Source organism: Microbispora sp. H10830 (assembly GCF_014161375.1).
Taxonomy (GTDB): domain Bacteria; phylum Actinomycetota; class Actinomycetes; order Streptosporangiales; family Streptosporangiaceae; genus Microbispora; species Microbispora catharanthi.
Genome location: NZ_JABBWX010000032.1, coordinates 1 through 21,448 on the forward strand (window position 1 = coordinate 1; position 21,448 = coordinate 21,448).

Genomic DNA, 21,448 nt, shown 5'->3' on the forward strand with positions numbered 1-21,448 from the left:
AGACCAGGGCGAGGGAGTGCGCGATGACGCCGATGACGACCTCGACCGCCATGAAGCCGAGGATGAGCGCCAGCGCGCCGGTCAGCAGACGCCGATCGGCCCCGGCGCTGACCGCGTGCCCGTGACCATGCCCGTGCCCGTGACCGCTACTCATCGTCCCGCTCCTGCTCGCCGTGTCGCATGTGGGTGATCGCCAGGTCGAACAGCATGCGTACGTGCGAGTCCGCGAGACGGTAGTAGGCCATCCTTCCCGCGCGCCGCACCTTCACCACGTTGTGGACGCGCAGCAGGCGCAGGGCGTGGGACGCGGCGGACATGCTGTGGCCGGTCGCCGCCGCCAGATCGCACACGCACATCTCGCCACCCTCCAGCAGCGCCGCGATCAGCCGCAGCCGTCCGGGGTCGGCCAGGAGCCCGAAGATCTGCGCGAGGTCCTCCACCGTCTCCGGGGCCGGCATCGCCCGCCGGACGCTCTCCACACGGTCCGCATCGACGACAGGCAGCGAACAGGAGTCGGCCGAGGCGATGGAGACAATATTTGTACTACTGTTCACATGTGAGAGCATAACGAGACGATCTCATCTGTCAACGCTCTCGACGCCGGGACACGCACACAGGCGTGAGATCTCGCCCGTAGCGTGTCCGGTTCACCGCGACCGCCGACAGGCGAGAACCGCGCTTACGAAAACCCCCGCTTCCGAGCCCGGGTGATCTCGGAAAGCGGGGGTCAGAGGTCGGCGGCCGGCCCAGCAGATGATGTGCCGCGCAGTAGGCGTCGTCGTAAATCGTGGTGTAGTAGCGGGCGGGGCCGTCGGGGAAGATGGCTGCGATCCGGGTGTCGGCGGGCGAGGTGGTGGCCAGCCAGGAGGCGACGACACAGACGGCGCAGGACTTTGGCCACCCCCGCCGAGTGGCCCCCGGTCCCCACGCTGCACACCAGCACGTCGACGCGGCCGAGTTGCTCGATCAGTTCGTGCGCCAGTCCGGCATAGGCGTCGACGTTGTCGGGGTTGTCGTACTGCCGAGGCCAGTAGGCTCCCGGATCCCGGGTCAGCAGGTGGTGCACCCGGTCCACGAGGATGTCAGCTCGGGATCGGTGGCATCGGGGGCCGAGGGACCCGTGTGGAATAGTCGTCTTCGTCATGCGCGCCTCCCTATCCTTACGGCTCGCGCGGTCGGCCGCCTTCTCGGTCGTCTGCGTGCTGCTCGGCGTGGGCGCGCACCGCTTCGCCGGCGGCACCGGCCCGGCCCTGCCGGTCCTCCTGGTGGGCGGGCTGACCGTCATGGCGGGAGCGACGGCGGTGGCGGGCCGGGAGCGGTCGCCGGCGACCGTCATCGGCCTGGTCTTGGCGGCCCAGGTCTTTCTGCATGAGCTTCTCGGGCCCGCCGTGCCGCCCGTCCGTGTGTCGGCCGTGTCCGGGGTGCACGCGCACGGCCACGCGCTGAGCGTGCACGCCGGAATGCTCACCGCCCATCTCATCGCGGCTCTGATCACCGGCTGGTGGCTGTCGCGGGGCGAGGCGGTGTTGTGGTCGATCCTGCGCACGATCGGCGCAGGCGCGATCGGGTGGCTCGCGCCATTGCTCGCGCTGTTGCAGGCCGGTGCCCGCGTGCCCGGCCGCCCCCGCCTGTTCCCGTACGCCGCGGACGACGCCCCGGGCCGCGAAGCCGTGCTGAGGCACGCGGTCGTCCGGCGTGGGCCGCCGTTTCTTCTGTCTGTGTGAGGTTCTCCGAACTCCTGTGAGCTTCGGAACGCCCGGATGCCTACCCCCGGCCGGGTTCCGTTCGGGCCGGTCGGTCGGCGGCTCGTCGGCCTGGACCGCCCCTGACGGCGGCCGGTGCCTGGCCGGGATCTCAGGCTGCCGGCGCATGCTGCCCGAGCCCGCCGTCTCCGGCCAGGGCGACGAGGTCACCGAGTCCGTCCGCGTCCACGGCACACGCGGTCATGGCGGCCGAGGACAACAGCCCCGAGGCGGGCAGCGGCTCCGACACCGAAAACCGGCCGACAGGGACACCCCTTCCTGCCCGTCGACACTCTCCAGTACAGAAAGCCACTGGGCCCGCGCGATCGAGCACGGCGCCGTTCTACGGCGCCGCCGCGAGGCGACGCCCCTCCGGCCCCTCATCGCTTGTGCGAACTCACGCCGGCGCGCCAACTCATCCCTCATATGAAGGACCATCCTCGATGGCAGATGACGAATTCCCCCTCATGCAGTTCCTCCGCCAAGGTTTCGATCCTGTGGCGGAGCTCGGACGCATTCGATCCGAACAGCCCGTCTACCCGATGCGTATGCCCGACGGGTCCACTGTCTGGCTGGTGACCCGATATGACGACGTCCGGGCGGTGCTGGGCGATACGGCCGGGTTCAGCAACGACTTCGCGAATGTGATCGCCGCTGGGGCGAACCAGGAGGACCCCGGCGGTCTCGGTTTCCGCGACCCACCCGAGCACACGCGGCTGCGGCGCCTGCTGACGCCCGAGTTCACCATGCGGCGGCTGCGGCGGCTGGACGGCGGCATCCAGAAGATCGTCAACGACCATCTTGACGCGATGGAGCGGGGCGGGCGTGAAGCAGACCTGGTCCAGGCCTTCGCCCTTCCCATCCCGTCGCTCGTCGTCTGCGAACTGCTGGGTGTGCCGTACGGCGACCGGTCCGATTTCCTCCGGATGAGTGCCGACAGGTTCGACCTGTCCGCCGGTCCCGAAGCCTCCATCCAGGCGGTCAACGACTCGATCACCTACCTGACCGATCTGGTCGCCAAGGAACGCGCGAACCCCGGCGACGGCCTGCTGGGCACGCTGCTGCGTGAGCACGGCGACGAGGTGAGCGATCGTGAGCTGGCCGGCCTGGCCGACGGCCTGCTGACCGGCGGCCACGACACCAGCACCAGCATGCTCGCTCTCGGCACGCTGTGGCTGCTGGAGAATCCCGAGCAGGCCGCCCTGGTCCGCGAGACCGACGACCACGTCGATCAGGTCGTGGAGGAGCTCCTGCGGTACTTCACAGTTGTGCAGGTCGCCTTTCCGCGCTTCGCCCGCGAGGATCTCGTACTCGCCGGGCAGCCCATCGAAAAGGGGCAGATGGTGCTCTGCTCGCTGACCGCCGCCAATCGCGACCCCGCCCTCGGCCCGGACATGGACCGGGCCATTCCGGGGCGGAAGGTGAGCCCTCACGTCGCCTTCGGACACGGCATCCACAGATGCATCGGGGCTCCTTTGGCGCAGATGGAGATGCGGATCGCTTTCCCCGCGCTGCTACGGCGTTTTCCCGGCCTGCGTCTGGCCGTGCCGTTCGAGCAGCTGGCCTTCCGCGAGATCTCCATCGTCTACGGTCTCGATGCCCTGCCGGTCGTCTGGTAACACCTCTCGTTGAGGGAACGACCGGCCTCCCGGTCGTTCCCGGACCACCTGCCGACGTCCTGCTCGCGTTCGCGGCAGACGCGGCCGGGAGGCGGCCGAGTGGCTCAGCAAGCAGGCTCAGGCGTAGAGCCTGTGAGGCTTGGCGCTGCTCGACCTGATGGTGGCGCGGCGCGTACGGCTCGGCCGTCTGCTGCGGTGCCTCCGCTGCCTGGGTCAAGCCGAACGCGCCTTCACCCTCCTGTGCGAGCGAGCCCGTGACGGTCCGGTGCGGTCACAGGGCGTCCAGCAGGCTCTGGCCGAGGTAGCCGCGGGCATTCGTCCCGGGCGGGACGGCGAACAGCGCGCTGGTCTCGTGCACGATGAACCGGCTGAGTTCGTCGGCCAGCGCCAGGCGCTGCTGGATCCGGGTGAATCCGTCCCTGGGATCGCTCTGGAAGGCGAGGAACAGCAGCCCGGCGTCCGGCGCCCCGTCGGGCCGGAGGCCGTCGAAATAGGAGAACCCCTTACGGAGGATCGTCGCCCCGCCGTTCGATGCGGGGGCGGCCTGCCGTACGTGGGCGCCGGGACCGACGGCCAGCCCGCCGTCGGGGTTCTGCCTGTCGAGGTCGAACGGGGTGAACTCGGTGCCGCCGGACAGCGGGGCCCCGGTGTCCTTGCGCCGCCCGATGATCTGCTCCTGCCGTTCGCGTGACAAGGTGTCCCACGCGTCGAGCAGCATCCGGATGCGCCGGAACACCAGATAGCTGCCTCCGCGCATCCACCCCGGATCGGTGGCGAAGATGTGCGTGTCGAACCCCGGCTCGCCCACTTTCGGGTTGCCCGTTCCGTCGAGCTGGCCCATGAGGTTGCGGGGGGTGGCTCCCTTGGCCACGGTGACTCCGTCGACCGCGTTGAAACCGCTCATCTGCCATCGCACGGCCGCCGTTCCGCGTGCCGTACGGCTCAGCGCCCGCAGGGCGTGGGCGACGACGATCGCGTCGTCGGCGGTCAGCAGCACGCCGATGTCGCCGTCGCCGCGCCCCGGGTCCAACTGGTCGCGGGGGAAGGGCGGGATCGCGGCGAGCTCGGCGGGAACGGCCGTCTTGAGCTTGCGCAACAGCGAGGCGCCGAAACCCACGGTGATCGTCAGGGAGGACGGCCCGTGGCCCAGTGCCATGGCGTCGTCTCCCGGCACGGGCTCGCCCGCCGTCAGCAGCCGGGCGTCACGTGTCCATGTGCGCAGCAGAGCTTCCAGCTGGCGGGCCGTGACGCCGGGGGCCAGGTCGAAGGCGGCGAACCACCCGTGTGCGGCGGTCGGGGCCAGGACGCCGGCCTGGTGGGCGCCGTCGAACGGAAAGCGCCGTCCGCCCACCTCCTCGGCACGCTCCCCTCGGAAGACCGAGGCCGCGGCGTCGCCGCCCACCGCTCCCGCGACGGCCGCCATGCCGGCCGCCGAGGTCGCCGCCAGCACGCCGCGCCGGGTGAACCGGCGCGGCGTGCCCGCCCCGCTCACGGATTCCGTGCCGGGGGACGATAGCCCACCGGCATGACGGGAGCGGTCACGGCGATCTGGCCGAGCTTGGCGAAGCTCAGCGTGAGCGCCACATGGTCACCCTGCCTCAGAGCCCGCGCCGGCGACTCGATCATGATGTGGTAGCGGCCGGGACTGAAGGTGAACGTGCCGTGCGCGGGTACGGTCACCACGTCGAGCATGCTCATGGTGGTGCCGGCGTTCTCGTGCATCATCGACATGTCGGAGACGTCGGTGTGGACGCCGGTGAGCACGGCGGGGACGTCGCCGGAGTTGGTGACGGTGAAGTAGGCGGCGGCCACGTCCGGCGAGGCGGGTTGCGGGACGTACGCCCCTGTCACGCGCAGATCGGAGATCTTCGCAGGCCCGGCCTGGCCGGTCGACACCCAGGCGATCGCCGCCGCGACGGCGGCCACGACGATACCCGCGAGGATCAACGGCGTACGCGATCTCGTGAGGAGGGTCATGACGCCGCTCCCTGACCGCTGGTGCCTGGAGTGGAGGTTGCCAGCGTGACCCGTCCGAGTAGTTTGCGCAGGTCGGCCACGTAGTCGGCGGATGACGTGCCCGAGCTGAAGATCAGACGGCCCTGATGGGTGCCGTCGAAGGCGATGACCTGGGCTCCGTGCGTCACCTCGTATGCGCCCTTTTTGGCCGCCGGCGGCTCCAGCGCGATCCCCGCCGACTTGGCCGCGGACCGGATCGTCGCATAGTCGCCGGTGAGCCCGACGATCGAGGAGTCGAAGGACGCGAGCCACGACTTGATGACGTCAGGGGTGTCCCGGTCGGGGTCGGTGGTGATGAAGACAACGGAGATCGCGTCGCGCTGGGCCTTGGTCAGATCTCTCAGCGCGCCGGTGAGGTCGGCCAGGGTGGTCGGGCAGATGTCCGGGCAGTGGGTGTAGCCGAAGTACACGAGCGTGAGCCGGCCCGCCGTGTCCCGCCGCAGGTCGAACGGCTTGCCGGAGGTGTCGGTCAGCGTCACGTCGGGCTCGGGAAGCGGCTGCTCCAGCCAGGTTCCGTGGAACTCGCGCGCGGGGCCGAGCAACCGTACGGGCGCCCCGGCGGTGTCCGCCGATCCCGCGCAGCCGGCGAGCACTCCGGTCAGGAGCAGCAGGGCGAGCCCGGCCGCCGATCGTCGCGCGGCTGACCTTCGCCGGGTCGCCGCCGATGTGATTGATGGGTGTGTCAAGGTCGTTCCTCGTTCTCGGGCAGGCTGACGGCACGCCTGACCATGCCGATGCCGAGGACGACCACAGGCGGCGCGGTGCCTTGAACGCCGCGGTGCCTTGCCCTTACGAGGTCCGGCGCGGTCAGACGGGATGAAGGGAGATACGCCGTCCCCTCGGGGGTCCCCGGCGGACCACGGTGTGCCGGAGCGCGGTCGTGGCCGAAAGATCGTCTTCGTCGTACGGCACGGGCGCCGCGCCCGGATGCGCGGGGGTCGGCACAGGCCCGATAAGAGCGAGAACCCGGCAGAGGTGAGACGAGACGGCGAACGCCAGCGAACGCAGGGCCCGCCAGAGCGCGCGTTCGCCCACCGACAGCCAGAAGGCGACCAACGCGCCCGCCACCGCGTGCGCGGCGAACATCGCCGGGACAGACATCCCGTCGTGCGCGGCACTCGCGCCGTGCGCGACGGTCACCGAGGCCGTGTGCCCCGGCATCATGGCGTGGGCGCCGGCGCTGTGGGTTCCGTCCGCCGGGGTCGTCCAGGTGAACCACGCGTGCAGGTAGAGCTGGACCGCCTCCACCGCCGCCAGAAGCCAGCGGGCCGACCGCTCGTGACCGGCCAGCCGGTAACCGATCACTGTGACCAGGCCCAAGGCCATGCCGGCCGACCATGCCGGCACCGGCCGTGCTGCCATCGAATCGTGACCTGCCTGGGACAGGCCGACACACACCAGGGCGAAAACCCCGGCACGCATCAGCCGAAACCATCCAGGCGGGCGCCGCACGACCTCCACCTTTGCTCTACGCCGCGTAGAGCAGCAGTCTACAGGTGGACCGGCGCACCACTTCCCCACCGAGCCCTGACCGGCCTCTGCCGCCTTGCCGCTCACGACGGCGGGATGCCTCGACGTCCTCCCGGCACCACAGCCCTCGTCGCTACCGCCGCGCCATGTCTCGGCAGTCGCGGATCGCCAGGTCACAGACTCGTCTTGTCGTCGTCATGCACGCACCCGGGGGCTGACAGCACGCATCGCCGTAGCAGCGAATAGAAAACACCGCTAATCGCAACATTCTCTACTTCTGCTGCCAACGATCCAAGTTCTGTTCTTCTGTGGTGAAAGTCGTTAACCTCGACGGAATTGGTCCCATTGGCCCAAGCCGCATCTCCCCGCCCAGGGGCCGTACCTCATGGAGAGCAGAAGTGACGTTGGCGCGCTGGTTGGGCCGGTTGCTTCTGCTCGTCGTCGTCGGCGTGGTGGCGATGGCCACCCTGTCGGCGCCCGCTTTCGCCCACGGACAGCTCGCGATGTCGACACCGGCGAAGGACGGCACGGTGCGCGAGCCGTTGGAATCCCTCTCTCTCTACTTCACCGAGGCCCCCTCCCCGAACGCGTACTTCGCGGTCACCTCTCCCAGCGGCGCCCGGGTCGACCAGCCCTGGACGCACGGCCGGCCGAAACGCCTCGACAAGCCGGTCCAGGAGTACAACCTGGTCAACGGGGTGTGGGAACCAAGCGTGTACAACACCGGATTTCCCGCGGAGGTCCCCGTCGCATACTGGCCGGAGCGGGGCAAGTACGTCGTCCGGTATCTGTCGATCGCCTCCGACGGGGAGCCGGTGCGAGGGGAACTGCGGTTCACCTACAAGGGCAAGACCTCGGGACCCCCCAAGGGCTGGCAGGCCCCGGACAACGAGCCCGACTCCATGTTGCTCGCCTCGGCCGAGCCCGGGAGCGGTGCCCAGACCCCGATGCCGGGGACCGGCGACAGTCCGGCGGCGATGGGCCCGGCGGTGCCCGAGGCCGGTGCCAGCCCGGCCGCGGTTTCCGAGGCGGGCGCCGGCCCGGCCGCGGTTCCCGAAACCGGCTCGGTCGGCACTGCCGCCGGGAACGCGCAGCCGGCCGACTCCGGCACCGGGTTGTCGGTATGGCTGGTGCCCGCGGTCCTCGTCCTGGGAGCGGGTGTCCTGGTGGTGCGGGCGGCGCGGCGGCCCGCGCCCGCCACCACGCCCGCCACCACGGCCGCGCGGCGGTCTTCCGGCCGCCCACAGGGCAGGAAGCCCTCACACGCCCCGGCGTCACGCACCCCGCACCGCCCCAAATCCGCCAAGCGACGCTGACTCGCCCGCACCCCCACTGGAGAACCACGCATGACGTTCGCCCCTGCACGCCTGCGCCCGCTGCTCGCCGCGCTCCCGCTCGGCGTGGCCCTGCTGATGGCCACGTCGGCCTGTGGCGGGTCGGATGCCGCGATCCACGCCCAATCGGCTCCCCCGGTATCGACCGAGTCGGCTTCCCCGGCTCCTGCCGACTCGGCTCCCGCGGCCCCCAGCGAGCCGGCCGCCGCCCCCGCCGACTCGGCCGTGAAGGAGATCACGGTCACCATCGCCGGCCGGAAGGTCACGCCGCCGCCGGGACGGATCGAGGTGACCAAGGGCCAGACGGTGCGGATCACCGTCACCAGCGACACCGCCGACGAGGCGCATCTGCACGGGTACGACAAGGAGGCCGGTCTGAAGCCCGGCACTCCCGTGAGCATCGAGTTCGTCGCCGACGAGACCGGGCTGTTCGAGATGGAAACGCACGAGTCGGGACTGCAGCTGTTCCAGCTCGTCGTGCGTTAGGGCCGCGGGAATGCTGCTGGCTCACGGCGTCGGCGGTCGTCAGGACCTGCCGATCCCGTTCTCGGCCGCGCTGACCGGCGCGGCCCTCGCGTTGCTGGTGTCCTTCGTGGCGCTCGGCGCACTGTGGAAACAACCGCGGCTGGATGCCGCCCTCACCGCTGCCCGCTCGGTGCCCGCCGCCCTCCAGGCGGCGGTGACCGCGCCGGCCTGGCGGTGGGTCTGGCGAGTCGCCGGGCTGGTCGCCGCCGCGTACTTCTGCATCGGGTTGATCTTCGGTCCCGATCGGGCCGACAACCCCACGGCCGGGGCGTTCTACGTCCTGTTCTGGGTCGGTCTGGTGCCGCTGTCGCTGCTGTTCGGGCCCGTGTGGCGCGGCCTGAACCCGCTGCGGACACTGCACCTGCTGGCCTGCAAAGGGCTCGGACGCGACCCCGAGCTCGGCCTGCGGCCGCTGCCCGCGGGCGTCGGATACTGGCCCGCCTGCGCCGGCCTGTTCGCCTTCGTCTGGCTGGAACTGGTCGCCCCCGAACGGGCCACCCTGCCGGTCATCGGAGCCTGGCTCGCGGCCTACGCCGTGCTCATGCTCGCCGGGGCGGTCGTCTTCGGCTCCCGGTGGTTCGGCCACGCCGATCCGTTCGAGGTCTACAGCGACCTCGTGGGCAGGCTGGCCCCGGCCGCCAGACGCCGCGACGGCGTCGTGGTCTGGCGCAACTCCCTCGACGGCATGGCCGGGCTACGACCGGCACCGGGACTGACGGCACTGGTGGTCGTGCTCCTGGGCTCCACCATGTACGACAGCCTGTCCAACGCCCCGGTGTGGGTGCGCTTCATGCAGGAGAGCGCGGTGCCGGCCCCGGTCACGGGCACCGCCGGCCTGGTCGCCGTCATCGGCCTGGTGCTCGCGGCGTACCGGGCCGCGACCGCGCTCGCCGGCCGATGGGGTGCGGCGGAGCCGGGTACGACGGCGGGCGAGATCGCCCACTCGATCGTGCCGGTAGCCGTCGGATACGTGGTGGCCCACTACTACACCCTGTTCCTCCTGGAAGGGCAGCGGACCATCGCACTGCTGTCCGATCCGCTGGACACGGGCGCCGACTGGCTCGGCACCGCCGGGTGGACCATCCAGGCGCTCGGCACCACCCCCGCGGGCGTCGCCACCCTCCAGGTCACGGTCATCGTCATCGGCCACGTGCTGGGCACCGTTCTGGCGCACGATCGTGCGCTGACCCTGTTCCCCCGGCGTACCGCCGTACTCGGGCAGATTCCCCTGCTCGTGCTGATGGTGGCCTACACCGTCGTGGGCCTGCTCCTCCTCTTCGCCGCCTAGAAGATCAGTGGAGATCTTTCGTTCTGGCCTCAGGCGAAAATGAATCACGTGCAGGGTGCGTGCCGGCGTTCTTGGTCGAGCATCGTCGGGCGCTCTTTCCCGCAGGGATGTTCGCGGACATGTATCCCTCGCGCGACCGGCGTCCGAGCGTGCCGCCACAGGTCCTGGCTGCTGCGGTGGCTCGCAGACGCTGCACGGGCTTGCCGGACGTCGATATCGTCCAGGCGGTGCTGTCTGGAAGGCGGCCTGTGGGCTGGGGTTGTGCGGGTCGCCGGCTGCTGCACCGCCCACGACTACGCCGATCCAGGCACGCCGCACATCGTCCGGGATGACGAACAGGCCCGTGCCGCGCTGGGGGATGCCCTGGTCAGCGGAAGTCGGCGTACTCCTCCTCGGTCGGCACGAACTTCACCACGTGCCGCCGCGGCACCGCCTGGCAGTGCAGAGCGGCGATCACGTCGGGTTCGGAGGGCCGGTCGTGGCCTGCGTGAGGTGGGCGGGCTCGGCCTGGCGCCGAGCCCGCCCGTTCCGGCTTCATGGTCCTGATCGTGTTTCCCGATAAGGGTCAGCTACGCCTTGGGCCTGGAACGTCAGGACCACCAGGGGCCGGATTCGCGTCATGCCGTCAGTGCTGCAGGGTCAGCAGGCCCGGCCGGTAGGGCAGGAGACCGTAGTCGACGCCGTCGGAGCTGGGGCTGCGGCCCTGGTAGAGCAGCTGCAGGTTGCAGGGGTCGACGGTCTTGGTCTGGTCGGGGTTGTTGCGCACCAGATCGCCGTGGCTGATGTCGTTGGTCCAGGTGGCGCCGCTGTTGGCCTTACCGGCGAAGGGGTTGCTCTCGGTCGCGGCGTTCGGCGTCCACGACCCGCTCAGGCTGTCGGCCGTGAACGAGCGGAAGTACCGGCCCCGCGAGCCGATCGCCTCGACGAGCATGAGGTACTTGTTCTGGCCCTGGAGCTTGTAGACCTCGACCGCCTCGAACAGGTTGTTGGTCGAGTCGCTCATGACCGTCGTGTAGTTGGAGCCGAAGCTGCCCGGGAAGTTGCCGATGGGCATGCTCTGCCGGTAGATCTTGCCGTTGTCGCCGGCGAAGAACAGGTACATGTTCTGGCCGTCACCGATCAGCGTCTGGTCGATCGGCCCGGTGCCCGAGCCGGAGATACTCGCGGTGGACAGGGTCTGCTGCGAGGACCAGCCGTTGGGGTTGGTGGGGTCGCTGGAGGTGCGGTAGGAGAACGCGGTCCCGCCCCACTGGTAGGCCAGCACCCAGATGTTCTTGGGCGCGAAGTAGAACAGCGTCGGCGCCACGGTGCCCGAGTTCATCTTGGTCTGGGTGGCCGAGGCCATGTCGGACCAGTTGGTGAACGTGCTGAAGCCCATCGAACCCCAGCCCGACCCGGTGTCGTGCGTCGTCGCGTAGACCAGGTGCTTGCCGTTGTAGACGACGTTGGTGAAGTCCTTGAGCGAGACCCACCCCGACTTCGGAGTCGCCAGCGCGCCCGTCGAGGTCCAGCGGTACGTCGACGGAAGAGCGCACGTGCCGGTCGGCGTCGGTGTGGGGCTTGCGGGCGGCGTGGGGCTTGCGGGCGGGGTGGGGCTGGAGGTCGTGGTGCCGCCGCTCCAGGTCCACTTCTGGTTGTCGCCACCCCAGCAGGAGTAGAGCTGGATCTGGGTGCCGTTGCCGGTGCCCTGTCCGACGGCGTCCAAGCACAGCCCCGACTGGACTCCGGCGATGGTTCCGTCGGAGTTGAGGCGCCACTTCTGGTTGTCGCCGCCCCAGCAGGAGTAGATCTGCACCTTGGTGCCGTTGCCGGTGCCGGCGGCGTCCAGGCACTTGTTGCCGTACACCCGCAGTTCCTGGGAGGAGGTGTAGGTCCAGGTCTGGTTGGTCTGGCCGTTGCAGTCCCAGATCTGCACCTGCGTGCCGTCCGTGGTGCTCACGTTCGGCACGTCCAGACAGCGACCGGAGCCGACACCCTTGATCGGCCCGCTACCACCATCGCCGCCGGGCTCCGTCGGCGTGGCGCTCGGGCTGGCACTCGGGCTGGCGCTCGGGCTGACCGGCGGGGTGGGGCTGGGCGAGGTGTTGGGAGCGCTGTTGAGGGCGTTGAGGACCGCGGTGTAGGCGGGCTTCTTGTTGCCGTTGCCGTCGAACAGCAGCGGGGTCTGGCTGGAGCGCCAGGAGTCGCTGTCGCGCACGCCCCACGTGGTGATGCCGACGCAGCGCGGCACGGCCAGGCAGTCGTTGACGATGTTGGCGTAGGTGGTGGCCGAGGCGCCCTCGACGTCCAGCTCGGTGATGGCCACGTCCACGCCGAGGGCGGCGAAGTTCTGCAGCGTCTGGCGGTAGTTGCTGGGATAGGGGCTGCCGCTGTTGAAGTGGGACTGGAAGCCGACGCAGTCGATCGGCACGCCGCGGGACTTGAAGTCCTTGACCATGTTGTAGACGCCCTGCGTCTTGGCCCAGGTCCAGTTGTCGGTGTTGTAGTCGTTGTAGCACAGCTTGGCCGCGGGGTCGGCGGCGCGCGCGGTGCGGAAGGCGACCTCGATCCAGTCGTTGCCGGTGCGCTGCAGGTTGGAGTCGCGCCGGCCGCCGCCGCTGTCGGCGTAGGCCTCGTTGACGACGTCCCAGTAGGGGATCTTGCCCTTGTAATGGGCCATCACGCCGTTGATGTGGTTGATCATCGCCTGGCGCAACGCGCTGCCCGACAGCGACTGCATCCAGCCCGGCTGCTGGGCGTACCAGGCCAGCGTGTGCCCGCGCACCTGCTTGCCGTTCTGCACCGCCCAGTTGTAGATCCGATCGGCGTTGGTGAAGTTGAACTGGTTCTGGTTCGGCTCGGTGGCGTCGATCTTCATCTCGTTCTCGGCCGTCACCATGGTGAACTCACGATTCGCGATCGTGGTGTACGCCGAGTCACCGAGCTTGTTCGCGCTGATCGCCGTACCGAAGTAACGGCCGCTCTGCGCGGCCGCGGCGCCCAGGGTGCTCGCCGCCGCGTCCGCGGGAACCGTCACCGCCACCAGTGCCGTGGCCGCGCCGAGCACGGCCACAGCTCCGACGACCATGGCCCGGCGCAGCCGGGTTCCGGGCGGGGGTAAGTCGTTTGCGCCCATGCCTGAGCCTCCGTAACTGAATCCAAGGGGGGGAGATCCAAAGGGGGAGTGCGCGGTGTCCCCGCGTGCTCGACGCCGCGCCCCGCCACAAGGGGACGCACACCACCAGGCGTCGTCGACGGGCGGCCCCCGCCCGTGCACCACCCACCGGGCATCGGCGGCCGCCTCGGGACTCAGTGTGGAAACCTCACCGAAACTTGTCAATACGACGACGGAAACTTTCGCTTGGGGTATCGGCGATGCAGACAGAGAATTGCACTCACAGAGGTAACTAGCTGCCGGAAACTTTCGGCCACCTTTCCTGCGAGAAGCGCCTAGATGAAAGTTTCACCGTAGGCACTTGCTGGCCCGGGAGCCGTCACGGTAACGCCCAGCCAGCTCGCACCCAGGCCCAGGCGCCCGACGCAAGCACGCGCCGGACCCTTGACAGTGGCACCCTCTCTCGTATTCGCTCTCCCCCACACCACCTCCACCCACCCGATGGAGAGGGGCTCGGCCGGTAGACCAAATGTTAACGCTAACAATAAGGCGTCCGAGTACTTCGGCGACGCATTGAGATCAACGTGCGGTCCAGCCCAACCTGGCCCTTGGCGGCCCGGAAGGATTCCTCAACCAAGGCATCGGATGCCGGCGCTGCGCACCAGGGTGGCCGGCGGAGCCGACCGGGGTACGCAGCCGCGATAGAAGGCCAGTTCCCCGGTGGGCCTGGTTGCGGCGGACCAGCAGCCGCCGGTGACCGGGTCGACATGTGTCGATGCGTGTCCGGACCCAGGCGTTCCAGCGACGCCCCTTGGCGCCGTGCCCGGCACCGGAGAAGTGCCGATGGTCGTCGGAAACGGGCGCATCTGGGAGGTGGCGTTGCCGCCGAACTCGCCTGCCGCGGCGGCGGATCGCCACGTGCCGCTTCCCACGCGGAAGCCGACCGCGGTGACGGTGAGGCCGCCGCGATCGCCGGCGGATGGGGACGGGCACCCGAATCAGGGGGTACGCCGACCGGCTCGTTCAGCGGGATGCCCATGAGGGCGGGAGCCCACCGGACGCGCCGATCGTCCCGGCCAAGACGCTCGTGGGTGTGGCGTGACTCCTGCGAACCGGCGGCGCACGCGCTGGACGGCGGTCCCTCCGGACCCTGGCACGACTGGCTGGAGTTTCCCTTCGGCGGCCAGTACAGACGGGGAGAGGAACCGGTGCGGCCTGCCGCGTTGGCCCTCGACGGCCCCCTGAGGCTAGGGAGTTGCAGTCGAGCCACCCGTTCACTGCCGGGCCAGTCGCTCACCACGAGCGGATCCAGCTCGATGTTCACCCGGCCCATCCCTCGCTCCCGAGCACGAGAGGCAGCACCGGCGGGCGGCCGTCGACGTTCCAGACCGCGTGTTCGTCGGCCGGCCTGCGACGCAGCCGGCCGGAAGGCCCACACGCGGATAGCACGCATCCGTGCTGCGAGTCCTGTCGTTTATAACAGGACCTTAAACACCGATCCCTTGACTTCCGCCATTTCCGGCGCTCTGCTGAGCCCAGTGACATAAACGTCGCGCGGGGAGGGAGGCGATATTCGTGGCGCGCGGACCGGCGTCGTCGTATCCGGACGACGAGAGTTTCGGCAGTCAACGGGTCGTTCGCCGCTCCTTGCTCTTCTTCCTGTTCCCGATGCTGGTGATCTCCCTGCTCGCCGGGAACCTGGGCTGGGAGGTTCTGCGCGCGAATATCGGCAGGAAGACCGCCGCGGTGCTCACCTTCAGCGTGATCGACGCGGCGACCACGGCGAACCTGCTCGCCCTGGCGACCGGCCTGCTCCTGGCGCGTATGCAGTATGCGAGAGCCGTACGGCCCGTCATCAGCTTCGCAATCGACGACGAGGGGATCCGTTTCAGTCCCGACAGCGACGAGTGGAGGGTCTGGATCTACAACGCCGGGTCAGGAATCGCTGTCGTCGAGGACTATCGGTACTACGTGAGATTCGTAGGCCAACCGGTACCGAACGATCGCTATCACTGGGTGCCGCTGTCCGTCGTCAACGACCAAATGCGATCCCGCGGCCTGGTGGATGGAAGGGACTTTCATATCCGGTGGAGAACGCGGGGATCCGCCCTGCCATCGGTGCAAAGCTACACCGACGGGTCGATGCTTGCCTGGTTCACCGTCAAGGCGCTCGCCGAACTTGAGCGGTTCGACATTGTCCTGCGCGTCACGGACGCGGTGGGGGACTCTCACCAGCGGGTGTTTCCCTGCGTGAACCGCCTTCCGAGCGTGGCGCGGGAGAGCGTTGCCCGGTATCGGCGCAGGCCATCGACGTCCACCGGCTGAGGACCTCCGGCAGGAGGCGTCCAGGCATACCGGTCACGTGCCTCAGATGTGGCCCCGCCGGTCCCTGAGTGCCGCGTAGAGGATCTGGTCGTGCCATTCGCCGTTCCGCCACTGCGCTCTGCGCAGCACGCCCTCTCGCTGGTATCCCGCCTTCTCCAATGCCCGCTGCTCCGCCACGTTGCTCACGTCGGTGAACGCCTGGATCCGTTCCGCCTGGGTGTGCGCGAACAAGTAGTCGGTCAGTTCCTTCTGCGCGGCGGTACCGATCCCCCTGCCGCGGAACGCCGGAAAAAGAATGATTCCGATGGTCCAGCCCCACGAGGTGACCTCAGGTCCCCAGAAATGCTTGGACCACGTGACCCACCCCGCGACCTCGCTGTCGTACTCGACGACGAGACCGCCCGCCTCCGGCCCCAGGTAACCGTCCTTCGTCACCCGCTCCCGCATCATATGAAAGGTGCGATAGCCGAACCACTGGAGCTCGCCCGTTCCCTCGGGAGTGGAGGATCCGGCTTCGATGCGAGGGATGTCCGCTTCGCGGATCGGTCGCAAAATCACATTCGGCAGTGTGTCACGGTCGCGTCCTTGTGTTAAGGCGACGAGAAAGACCATTGCCGGTATCGGGAGCCGACATGGCATCGGGATTACTCGGCACCGTACACGGCTGGGCGAGGCCGAGCGGCTGGCCGAGGGTGAATCGGACGGCACCCCGGACGGAACGGCACGGATACTGCGTTCTGCTCGGCGACTACTCGACCGCATACGTCTCGACCGCGAGACCATGGCCGACAGCCGGATGCGCCGGCCCGGGCCGGAGAAGGGCGTGGTGCACCTGTCCGCCGCGGCCGTACTCAACTCCGCCTGGGATCTCGCCGCGCGCAGGGCGGGCGCGCCGCCTGGCGATCGCGCGGGAGGAGATCGGCGAGCCGATCAGCCCCGACGACGTGCTCGGCCACGGCGCCATCCGCAAGGCCGTCGCCCCCGTCGGCGTCGCCACCGGCGAACACTGCCACAACAGGGTGATGTTCGAGCAGCTCCTCCAGGCGGGCGCGATCGACTTCTGCCAGAGCGACTTCTGCGCGATCGACTCCTGCCGGCTCGCGTCGGTCAACGAGATCGTCCCGGTCCTGCGCGATGGCGAGCTGCGTGCGGGCCAGAAGCTCCCGGTCGAGAAGGACCTCGCCGAACGGCTCGGCGTCGCCCGCAACACGCTCCGCGAGGCCGTACGCGCCCTGGCCGCGATGCGGGTCCTGCAGACGCGGCAGGGCGACGGCGCCTACGTCACCAGCCTGTCCCCCGGCCTGCTCCTCGACGCGATGAGCTCTCTCCCAGTCTGGCCTCGTCAGAACGGCCGCCGCCCGCACGTTCGCCCGCCGGTACGGCCTGGCCCACACGGAGGTGTGCACGGACGAGGCCGACCGCCCGGAATACGCCGCCAACGGCGCCGACCGCTGCTAGCCACGCAGGGCCGTCTGACCGTGCACGGCCGGGCCCGGGGCGGCTCGGGCGGCCGTCCGGGCCCGGGGTCGTCGCGGTGTCCGCCCCGCTGGGGCGGACAGCGGTGTCAGGAGGCGTACGCCGCGAACTCCATCACGGCGACGCCATACCGGTGAGCCGTGAGAGGTTCGTTGGAGAACACGCGGATGTACCGCGCGGTGACTGAGGCGCTCAGCGCGTGCCGGGCTGCTGCGACCGTGCCGACGCCGGACGACACCGTCGTCCAGATGTCCTTGTCGGCGCTGACCGTCGGGTGTCCGTTGCCCCCGCTGAGGCGGGTGCAGACGCTGGAGTTACGCTCGGCGGCCGTGTGTGCGGCGGCCTGGGCCGCCGTCAGCACCTGGATCTGGTACGGCGGGTCGAACATGTTGCCCCAGTTTGTGAGGTTCTCTCCAAACTGGATCTCGTACGACTTGATGGTCCGGTCGCTGCCCAGGTCGACGTACGCCCAGGTGCACAGCGAGCCCTGGGTCGAGCCCGAGGTGCCGTCGGAGAAGGCCCCGTCGGCGGCGCCGCCGGAGTACCAGCCCGAGGTGGGGTCGCCGTCGACCATCTTCGCGGGCACACGGTTGGCGTTCGAGGTCTGCCCGTAGGCCACCACAGGCTTGTTGAGCGCGAGGTTGTCGGGCTTGACGTCGAGCGTGACCGTGGCCTTGGCCTTCTCCCATGGGTGGTCGGCGATCGTGCCGGTGAGCGTCTGGGCCTGCTCCCCGCCGGCGGAGACCGTGATCGGCCGGTCCCAGCGGACGTACACGAAGCGGGTGAAGGTCACGCCGCCGCCGGCGTCGAACACCACGTTGTTGAAGGTCTGCGCGGGCAGCGCGGGCTTCGCGGGGTTGTACTTCAGCGTGGTCGTGATCGGTTGGGCCAGCTTCGGCATCACCGTGACCGGCAGCGACGGCTTCCGGGTAGTGCCCTCCACCGTGCCTTCGACGGTGAACTTCCCGCGCGACTGGCCGTCGGCGAACGGGGTCGTCGCGACGGCCAGCCGGTCGGCCGCGATCTCGGGCCAAGTGACCGCGACCTCTCCACGGGTGCCGTCGGAGTAGAGAGCGGTCACCGTCTCCGGCAGCGCCGGCTGGGCGTCCTTGGCCGTCTTCACGCCCTGGACGTCGTAGCCGACGACGTGCCGCCCGGCGACGCCGTCCTTCGCGATCACGGCGACCGTGTCCGGCCCGGCGGCGGGCAGGGCGGGCAGCACGGCGACGCGGGCGTCGTCGAAGCTCCCCTTGGCGCCGGCGGGCAGGTAGTAGCCGACGCCGCCCTTGGCGAACGTCGCGTCCTGGGCCGACAGGGCCTGCCTGCCGTTCACGGTGACCGTGATCAGCGGGCCGCGGGCGCTCACTCTGACGGCGTACCAGCGATCGGCGGCCAGGTCGACCGGCGCGGCGGCCGAGGAGACCTGCGTCCACTCGCCCTTGACGCGCCGGTCGACCGTCACCCGCTGGTGCGCGGCGTCGAGCGTCGCGCGGTAGAGGTTGCCGGCGTCCTGCACGCGGAACAGCAGCCCGGCGGCGTCGCCGTCGTCGATCCGCACCTGGGAGGAGTAGAGGTAGCCTCCCCCGGCCGCCCAGGCCGCGTCGTCTCCTGCGGTGACCAGGGCGTCGGCGTCGCCGGCCGCGCCGGTGTAGTAGCCGGTCTCACCGCCGGTGAAGGCGTCGGTGTTGACGACCTTCCACGTGCCGGACGCGGCCTGCCAGCGCCACGGGAACTCGAAGCTCGACCGGGTGTCCCTGGCGCCGAACACCAGGGCGCCCTCGGTGATCCAGCCCTTGGCCGCGTCCCAGTCGGCGAAGTCGCTGTGGTACAGCTCCGTGCCGTCGGGATCGGTCAAGCGGACGTCGTCGAGCAGGACGAAGTCGCCCATTCCGCCGCCGTTGCGCTGAGCGATGCGGATGCCGGTGTAGCCCGCGCCGCGGCGCTGGGCGGCGGTGACGGTGTAGTCGATGACGAGGTTTCCGTCGATCCACGCCTGGATCCGGTCGCCGATCGCCTGGAACCTCACGGCGTACTGCCGGCCCGTGACCAGGTCGACGCTCGTGTTCACGGCGAGCTGGGTGGCGTGGTCCAAGATGAGCTGCACGTCGCCGGTGGTGGCGGAGGCGCGCTCGCCCTCGCCGACCCGGTTGGGGTCGAGCCGGAGCATGTAGCTGGTCTTGTTCTTCTCGTCCGCCCGCAGCATGAGCTGGCCGGTGGTGCCCTTGAGCAGGGTCATCTTGGCCTCGTACACCACGTCCTGCGCCTTGACGTCGGTGTTGTAGACCGACACGTCGCCGAAGAACGGGAAGACGTACGGCAGCAGCTTCAGCTGCCCGTCGGCGACCCGCCACTTGTCGGAGCCGTAGACGGTGTCCTGGTCCTCGGCGGCCGTGGCGTAGCTGAAGTCGTCGTCGTGGATGTCGGTGAGCATGTGCTCGACGGACGGCACGTAGGCCAGGTCGCGGATCCGCACGCCGGGGCCGTCGACACGCAGGGTGTGCGGGCCGTTGGGCAGGCCGGTGGCGCGGGTGACGCCCGAATAGTCGGCGCCGTCGATCGTCACCGTGGCGTTCTTGCCGAGCAGCGCCCACTGGACGGTCGTGCCGTCGAAGGCGACCTCCTGGGTGTGACCGTGCTTGATCACGCGGTTGTCGCCGTCGCCGAACCGGATCCAGGGCCGCGCGGAGCCGGTGCCACCGGGGCTCTCGTCCTCCACCGAGGTCCAGCCGTCGGTGTTCACCTGCGTGCTGAGGTCCACGTTGACCACGCCGTTGTGCTTGAGCGTCAGCGTGTAGACACCGGTGTTCTCGTTCCACTGCTGCTCGTAGGTGTAGTGCCCGTCATAGCCGGAGATGGTGAGCACCGGTCGCTTCGTGGCGTGGACCCGGATGGTCGTGGTGCGCAGCTGCCTGTCGGCGGCGTTCGGGACGTAGGCGTACTTCGGGTAGTCGCGGATGAACTCCATGTCCCGCCGGCCGTCGTCGCGCATCAGGTCCTGGCTGCGGTCGGAGCGGTAGTCGTCGACCTGCATGGTCAGCCGGTGGTCCGACGCGTCGATCATCGCGTACGTGTGCGGCGTGATCTCGGGCATATCGAGCCGGGTGAAGTCCGGACCGCCGAGGTGGAGGACCGCGTCCTGGTTCACGTTGTCCATGTAACGCGAGTTGTAGACCAGCCATTGGTCATCCCACCGCTGCACGAACGCATCACCTGAGGAGATTTCCGGATACTTCGCGTCGAAGAACGCGCGCTTCGCGTCCCCCGCCGTCAACTGGGCACTGTAGGAGGACTTGGTGACGATCGTGGGGATCTTGTCCACGATCTCCTGGGGAGCGAGCTTGGGCAGCCTGGGGACGATGCCGTACCGGCCCGACGACCGCAGGTAATACCACAGTCCCTGGCCGCCGAGCGCGTCGGGCACCTTCTCATAGAGGTCGAAGAAGGTGGTGCGGGCGTTGCGCGCCGACACGGTGTCCGGCAGCGAGCTGATCGTGCCCTCCTTCTCGGAAAACGCGATCTTCGTCTTGGCGAGCACCTGCTCCCTGGTCGGCCCGGGGTGGCTCAGGATGTAGCGCATCGCCGGGAGGATCGACTGGTAGAAGACCGGGGAGTACAGGTTGCCCGGCGCCGGCACGTCGAGCTGGTTCTCCAGGTGGAAGACCGTCGCACCGTTCTGCCACTGGTCGAGCATCGCCATCGCGTACACGGTCTCCGGCTGGGACCGGGAGCACCGGTCGCCGCGGCTCAGCGAGGTGTAGCTGCCCTGCCCGAAGACGTTGCACCCGTAGTAGGCGTAGCCGTCGAAGTACGGCCCCCAGTTGCCGATCTCACCCGCGAGCCACGCGCCCAGCGCCTGCGCGTTGGACGTGTCGAAGTTCTCGTGCATGTTCTTCGGGTTGAAGATGAAGTTCTCCGCGTATGGCCGGACGCTGTCCCAGTACGCCTGGTCTTCCAGCCTGGCGCCCAGGAGGTTGGCCTCCTCCATCGAGCCGAGCACGTGGAAGCCGCCGTACCTGTGCGCGACCTCGAGGATCTTCGGCAGCGTGTTCAGCGTTCCGGTCAGCTCGGAGACGACCGTGCCGACGAAGTTCGGGTACGTCTGGTAGAGCTTCTCGATCCACTCATAGCTGTCGGCCGGCGCGGTCGGCGACTCGCCCCACAGGACGAACATCGGGATGCCGAGATCGCGGCCCTCGGCCAGGTTGTCCTCCACCCAGCGCCGGGCGACCTCCGGCTTCGCGTCGGCCCATTGGCTGTGCCCGGGGTGGAGCACGAACGCCGTGTTGCCCTTGAGCTCGTCGGGCAGTGCGGCCCAGCTCTGCCTGATGTTCCAGCCGTCGTTGAGGTCGCGGCGGAACCCGGGGTCCTCACCGAAGTTGTAGCCGATGAGGACCTGGGTGATGAGCAGCGGGTGAGCGTTGTCGATGGTGAGCCGGAGCGGCACGTCGTCCGCCTGGGCGGGGACGGCGACCAGCATCACCGCTCCCAGGATCAGCGCGACGAGCGCCGATATTCGTGACATGGGGTACCTCTGGTCAGGTCGGAGGTGATGGGGGGTG

The 21,448-nt window shown here is 69.4% G+C and carries 17 protein-coding genes; 7 read left to right on the top strand and 10 right to left on the bottom strand.

The genetic code is table 11. The annotated features are described in order from the left end of the window. Nucleotides 1-146: 146 nt before the first annotated feature. On the bottom strand, nucleotides 147-458 hold the full coding sequence (locus HHX35_RS41355; RefSeq protein WP_259405889.1) for a helix-turn-helix transcriptional regulator: 312 nt from the start codon (nucleotides 456-458) through the stop codon (nucleotides 147-149). A 269-nt stretch (nucleotides 459-727) separates the two neighbouring features. Continuing rightward, nucleotides 728-1,144 carry a pyridoxal-phosphate dependent enzyme gene (locus HHX35_RS44360; RefSeq protein WP_310739660.1) on the bottom strand — a complete coding sequence of 139 codons (417 nt, stop codon included), beginning with the start codon at nucleotides 1,142-1,144 and terminating at the stop codon, nucleotides 728-730. On the opposite strand from HHX35_RS44360, the gene HHX35_RS41365 reads away from it, so the two are divergent. After that, on the top strand, nucleotides 1,143-1,724 hold the full coding sequence (locus tag HHX35_RS41365) for an MFS transporter (RefSeq protein WP_182904061.1): 582 nt from the start codon (nucleotides 1,143-1,145) through the stop codon (nucleotides 1,722-1,724). The genes HHX35_RS44360 and HHX35_RS41365 overlap by 2 nt on opposite strands. Nucleotides 1,725-2,209: 485 nt before the next feature. Next, nucleotides 2,210-3,361: a cytochrome P450 gene (locus tag HHX35_RS41370; protein WP_259405891.1), complete on the top strand. Its 1,152-nt coding sequence runs from the start codon at nucleotides 2,210-2,212 to the stop codon at nucleotides 3,359-3,361. Between the two features lie 271 nt (nucleotides 3,362-3,632). Here HHX35_RS41370 and HHX35_RS41375 read toward each other — a convergent pair whose 3' ends face one another. From HHX35_RS41375 to HHX35_RS41390, 4 genes are all read right to left on the bottom strand, one after another. After that, a complete protein-coding gene (locus tag HHX35_RS41375; protein ID WP_220506507.1) occupies nucleotides 3,633-4,853 on the bottom strand; it encodes a Dyp-type peroxidase in 1,221 nt (406 codons plus the stop codon). Next, complete coding sequence (locus tag HHX35_RS41380) at nucleotides 4,850-5,338, bottom strand: copper chaperone PCu(A)C (RefSeq protein ID WP_182904063.1); 489 nt, start codon at nucleotides 5,336-5,338, stop codon at nucleotides 4,850-4,852. Before HHX35_RS41380 ends, HHX35_RS41375 begins: the two co-directional genes overlap by 4 nt. Then, nucleotides 5,335-6,063 carry an SCO family protein gene (locus HHX35_RS41385; protein WP_182904064.1) on the bottom strand — a complete coding sequence of 243 codons (729 nt, stop codon included), beginning with the start codon at nucleotides 6,061-6,063 and terminating at the stop codon, nucleotides 5,335-5,337. Before HHX35_RS41385 ends, HHX35_RS41380 begins: the two co-directional genes overlap by 4 nt. 121 nt (nucleotides 6,064-6,184) lie before the next feature. Then, on the bottom strand, nucleotides 6,185-6,739 hold the full coding sequence (locus HHX35_RS41390) for a hypothetical protein (protein ID WP_182904065.1): 555 nt from the start codon (nucleotides 6,737-6,739) through the stop codon (nucleotides 6,185-6,187). Between the two features lie 506 nt (nucleotides 6,740-7,245). On the opposite strand from HHX35_RS41390, the gene HHX35_RS41395 reads away from it, so the two are divergent. Genes HHX35_RS41395 through HHX35_RS41405 form a run of 3 tightly spaced genes read left to right on the top strand, consistent with a single transcriptional unit; the run spans nucleotide 7,246 to nucleotide 9,994 of the window. Continuing rightward, nucleotides 7,246-8,163, top strand: a complete 918-nt coding sequence (locus HHX35_RS41395; RefSeq protein ID WP_182904066.1) for a copper resistance protein CopC — start codon at nucleotides 7,246-7,248, stop codon at nucleotides 8,161-8,163. 30 nt (nucleotides 8,164-8,193) lie between these two features. Then, a complete protein-coding gene (locus HHX35_RS41400) occupies nucleotides 8,194-8,667 on the top strand; it encodes a hypothetical protein (protein WP_182904067.1) in 474 nt (157 codons plus the stop codon). A gap of 10 nt (nucleotides 8,668-8,677) precedes the next feature. Continuing rightward, nucleotides 8,678-9,994: a hypothetical protein gene (locus HHX35_RS41405; protein WP_182904068.1), complete on the top strand. Its 1,317-nt coding sequence runs from the start codon at nucleotides 8,678-8,680 to the stop codon at nucleotides 9,992-9,994. A gap of 367 nt (nucleotides 9,995-10,361) precedes the next feature. On the opposite strand, the gene HHX35_RS41410 is transcribed toward HHX35_RS41405, so the two are convergent. Beyond that, complete coding sequence (locus tag HHX35_RS41410) at nucleotides 10,362-10,532, bottom strand: hypothetical protein (RefSeq protein WP_182904069.1); 171 nt, start codon at nucleotides 10,530-10,532, stop codon at nucleotides 10,362-10,364. 87 nt (nucleotides 10,533-10,619) lie between these two features. Beyond that, entirely contained in the window at nucleotides 10,620-13,109 is a 2,490-nt protein-coding gene (locus tag HHX35_RS41415) for a non-reducing end alpha-L-arabinofuranosidase family hydrolase (RefSeq protein ID WP_220506508.1), read from the bottom strand. Between the two features lie 1,554 nt (nucleotides 13,110-14,663). On the opposite strand from HHX35_RS41415, the gene HHX35_RS41420 reads away from it, so the two are divergent. Further along, nucleotides 14,664-15,413: a hypothetical protein gene (locus HHX35_RS41420; protein ID WP_182904070.1), complete on the top strand. Its 750-nt coding sequence runs from the start codon at nucleotides 14,664-14,666 to the stop codon at nucleotides 15,411-15,413. Between the two features lie 42 nt (nucleotides 15,414-15,455). On the opposite strand, the gene HHX35_RS41425 is transcribed toward HHX35_RS41420, so the two are convergent. Continuing rightward, complete coding sequence (locus HHX35_RS41425) at nucleotides 15,456-15,971, bottom strand: GNAT family protein (RefSeq protein ID WP_310739662.1); 516 nt, start codon at nucleotides 15,969-15,971, stop codon at nucleotides 15,456-15,458. A 74-nt stretch (nucleotides 15,972-16,045) separates the two neighbouring features. Here HHX35_RS41425 and HHX35_RS44365 point away from each other — a divergent pair, with 74 nt between their 5' ends. After that, entirely contained in the window at nucleotides 16,046-17,026 is a 981-nt protein-coding gene (locus tag HHX35_RS44365) for a FadR/GntR family transcriptional regulator (RefSeq protein ID WP_259405890.1), read from the top strand. On the opposite strand, the gene HHX35_RS41435 is transcribed toward HHX35_RS44365, so the two are convergent. Beyond that, complete coding sequence (locus HHX35_RS41435; protein WP_182904072.1) at nucleotides 16,978-21,411, bottom strand: glycosyl hydrolase family 98 C-terminal domain-containing protein; 4,434 nt, start codon at nucleotides 21,409-21,411, stop codon at nucleotides 16,978-16,980. The two genes, HHX35_RS44365 and HHX35_RS41435, sit on opposite strands and share 49 nt — an antisense overlap. Nucleotides 21,412-21,448: the final 37 nt, after the last annotated feature.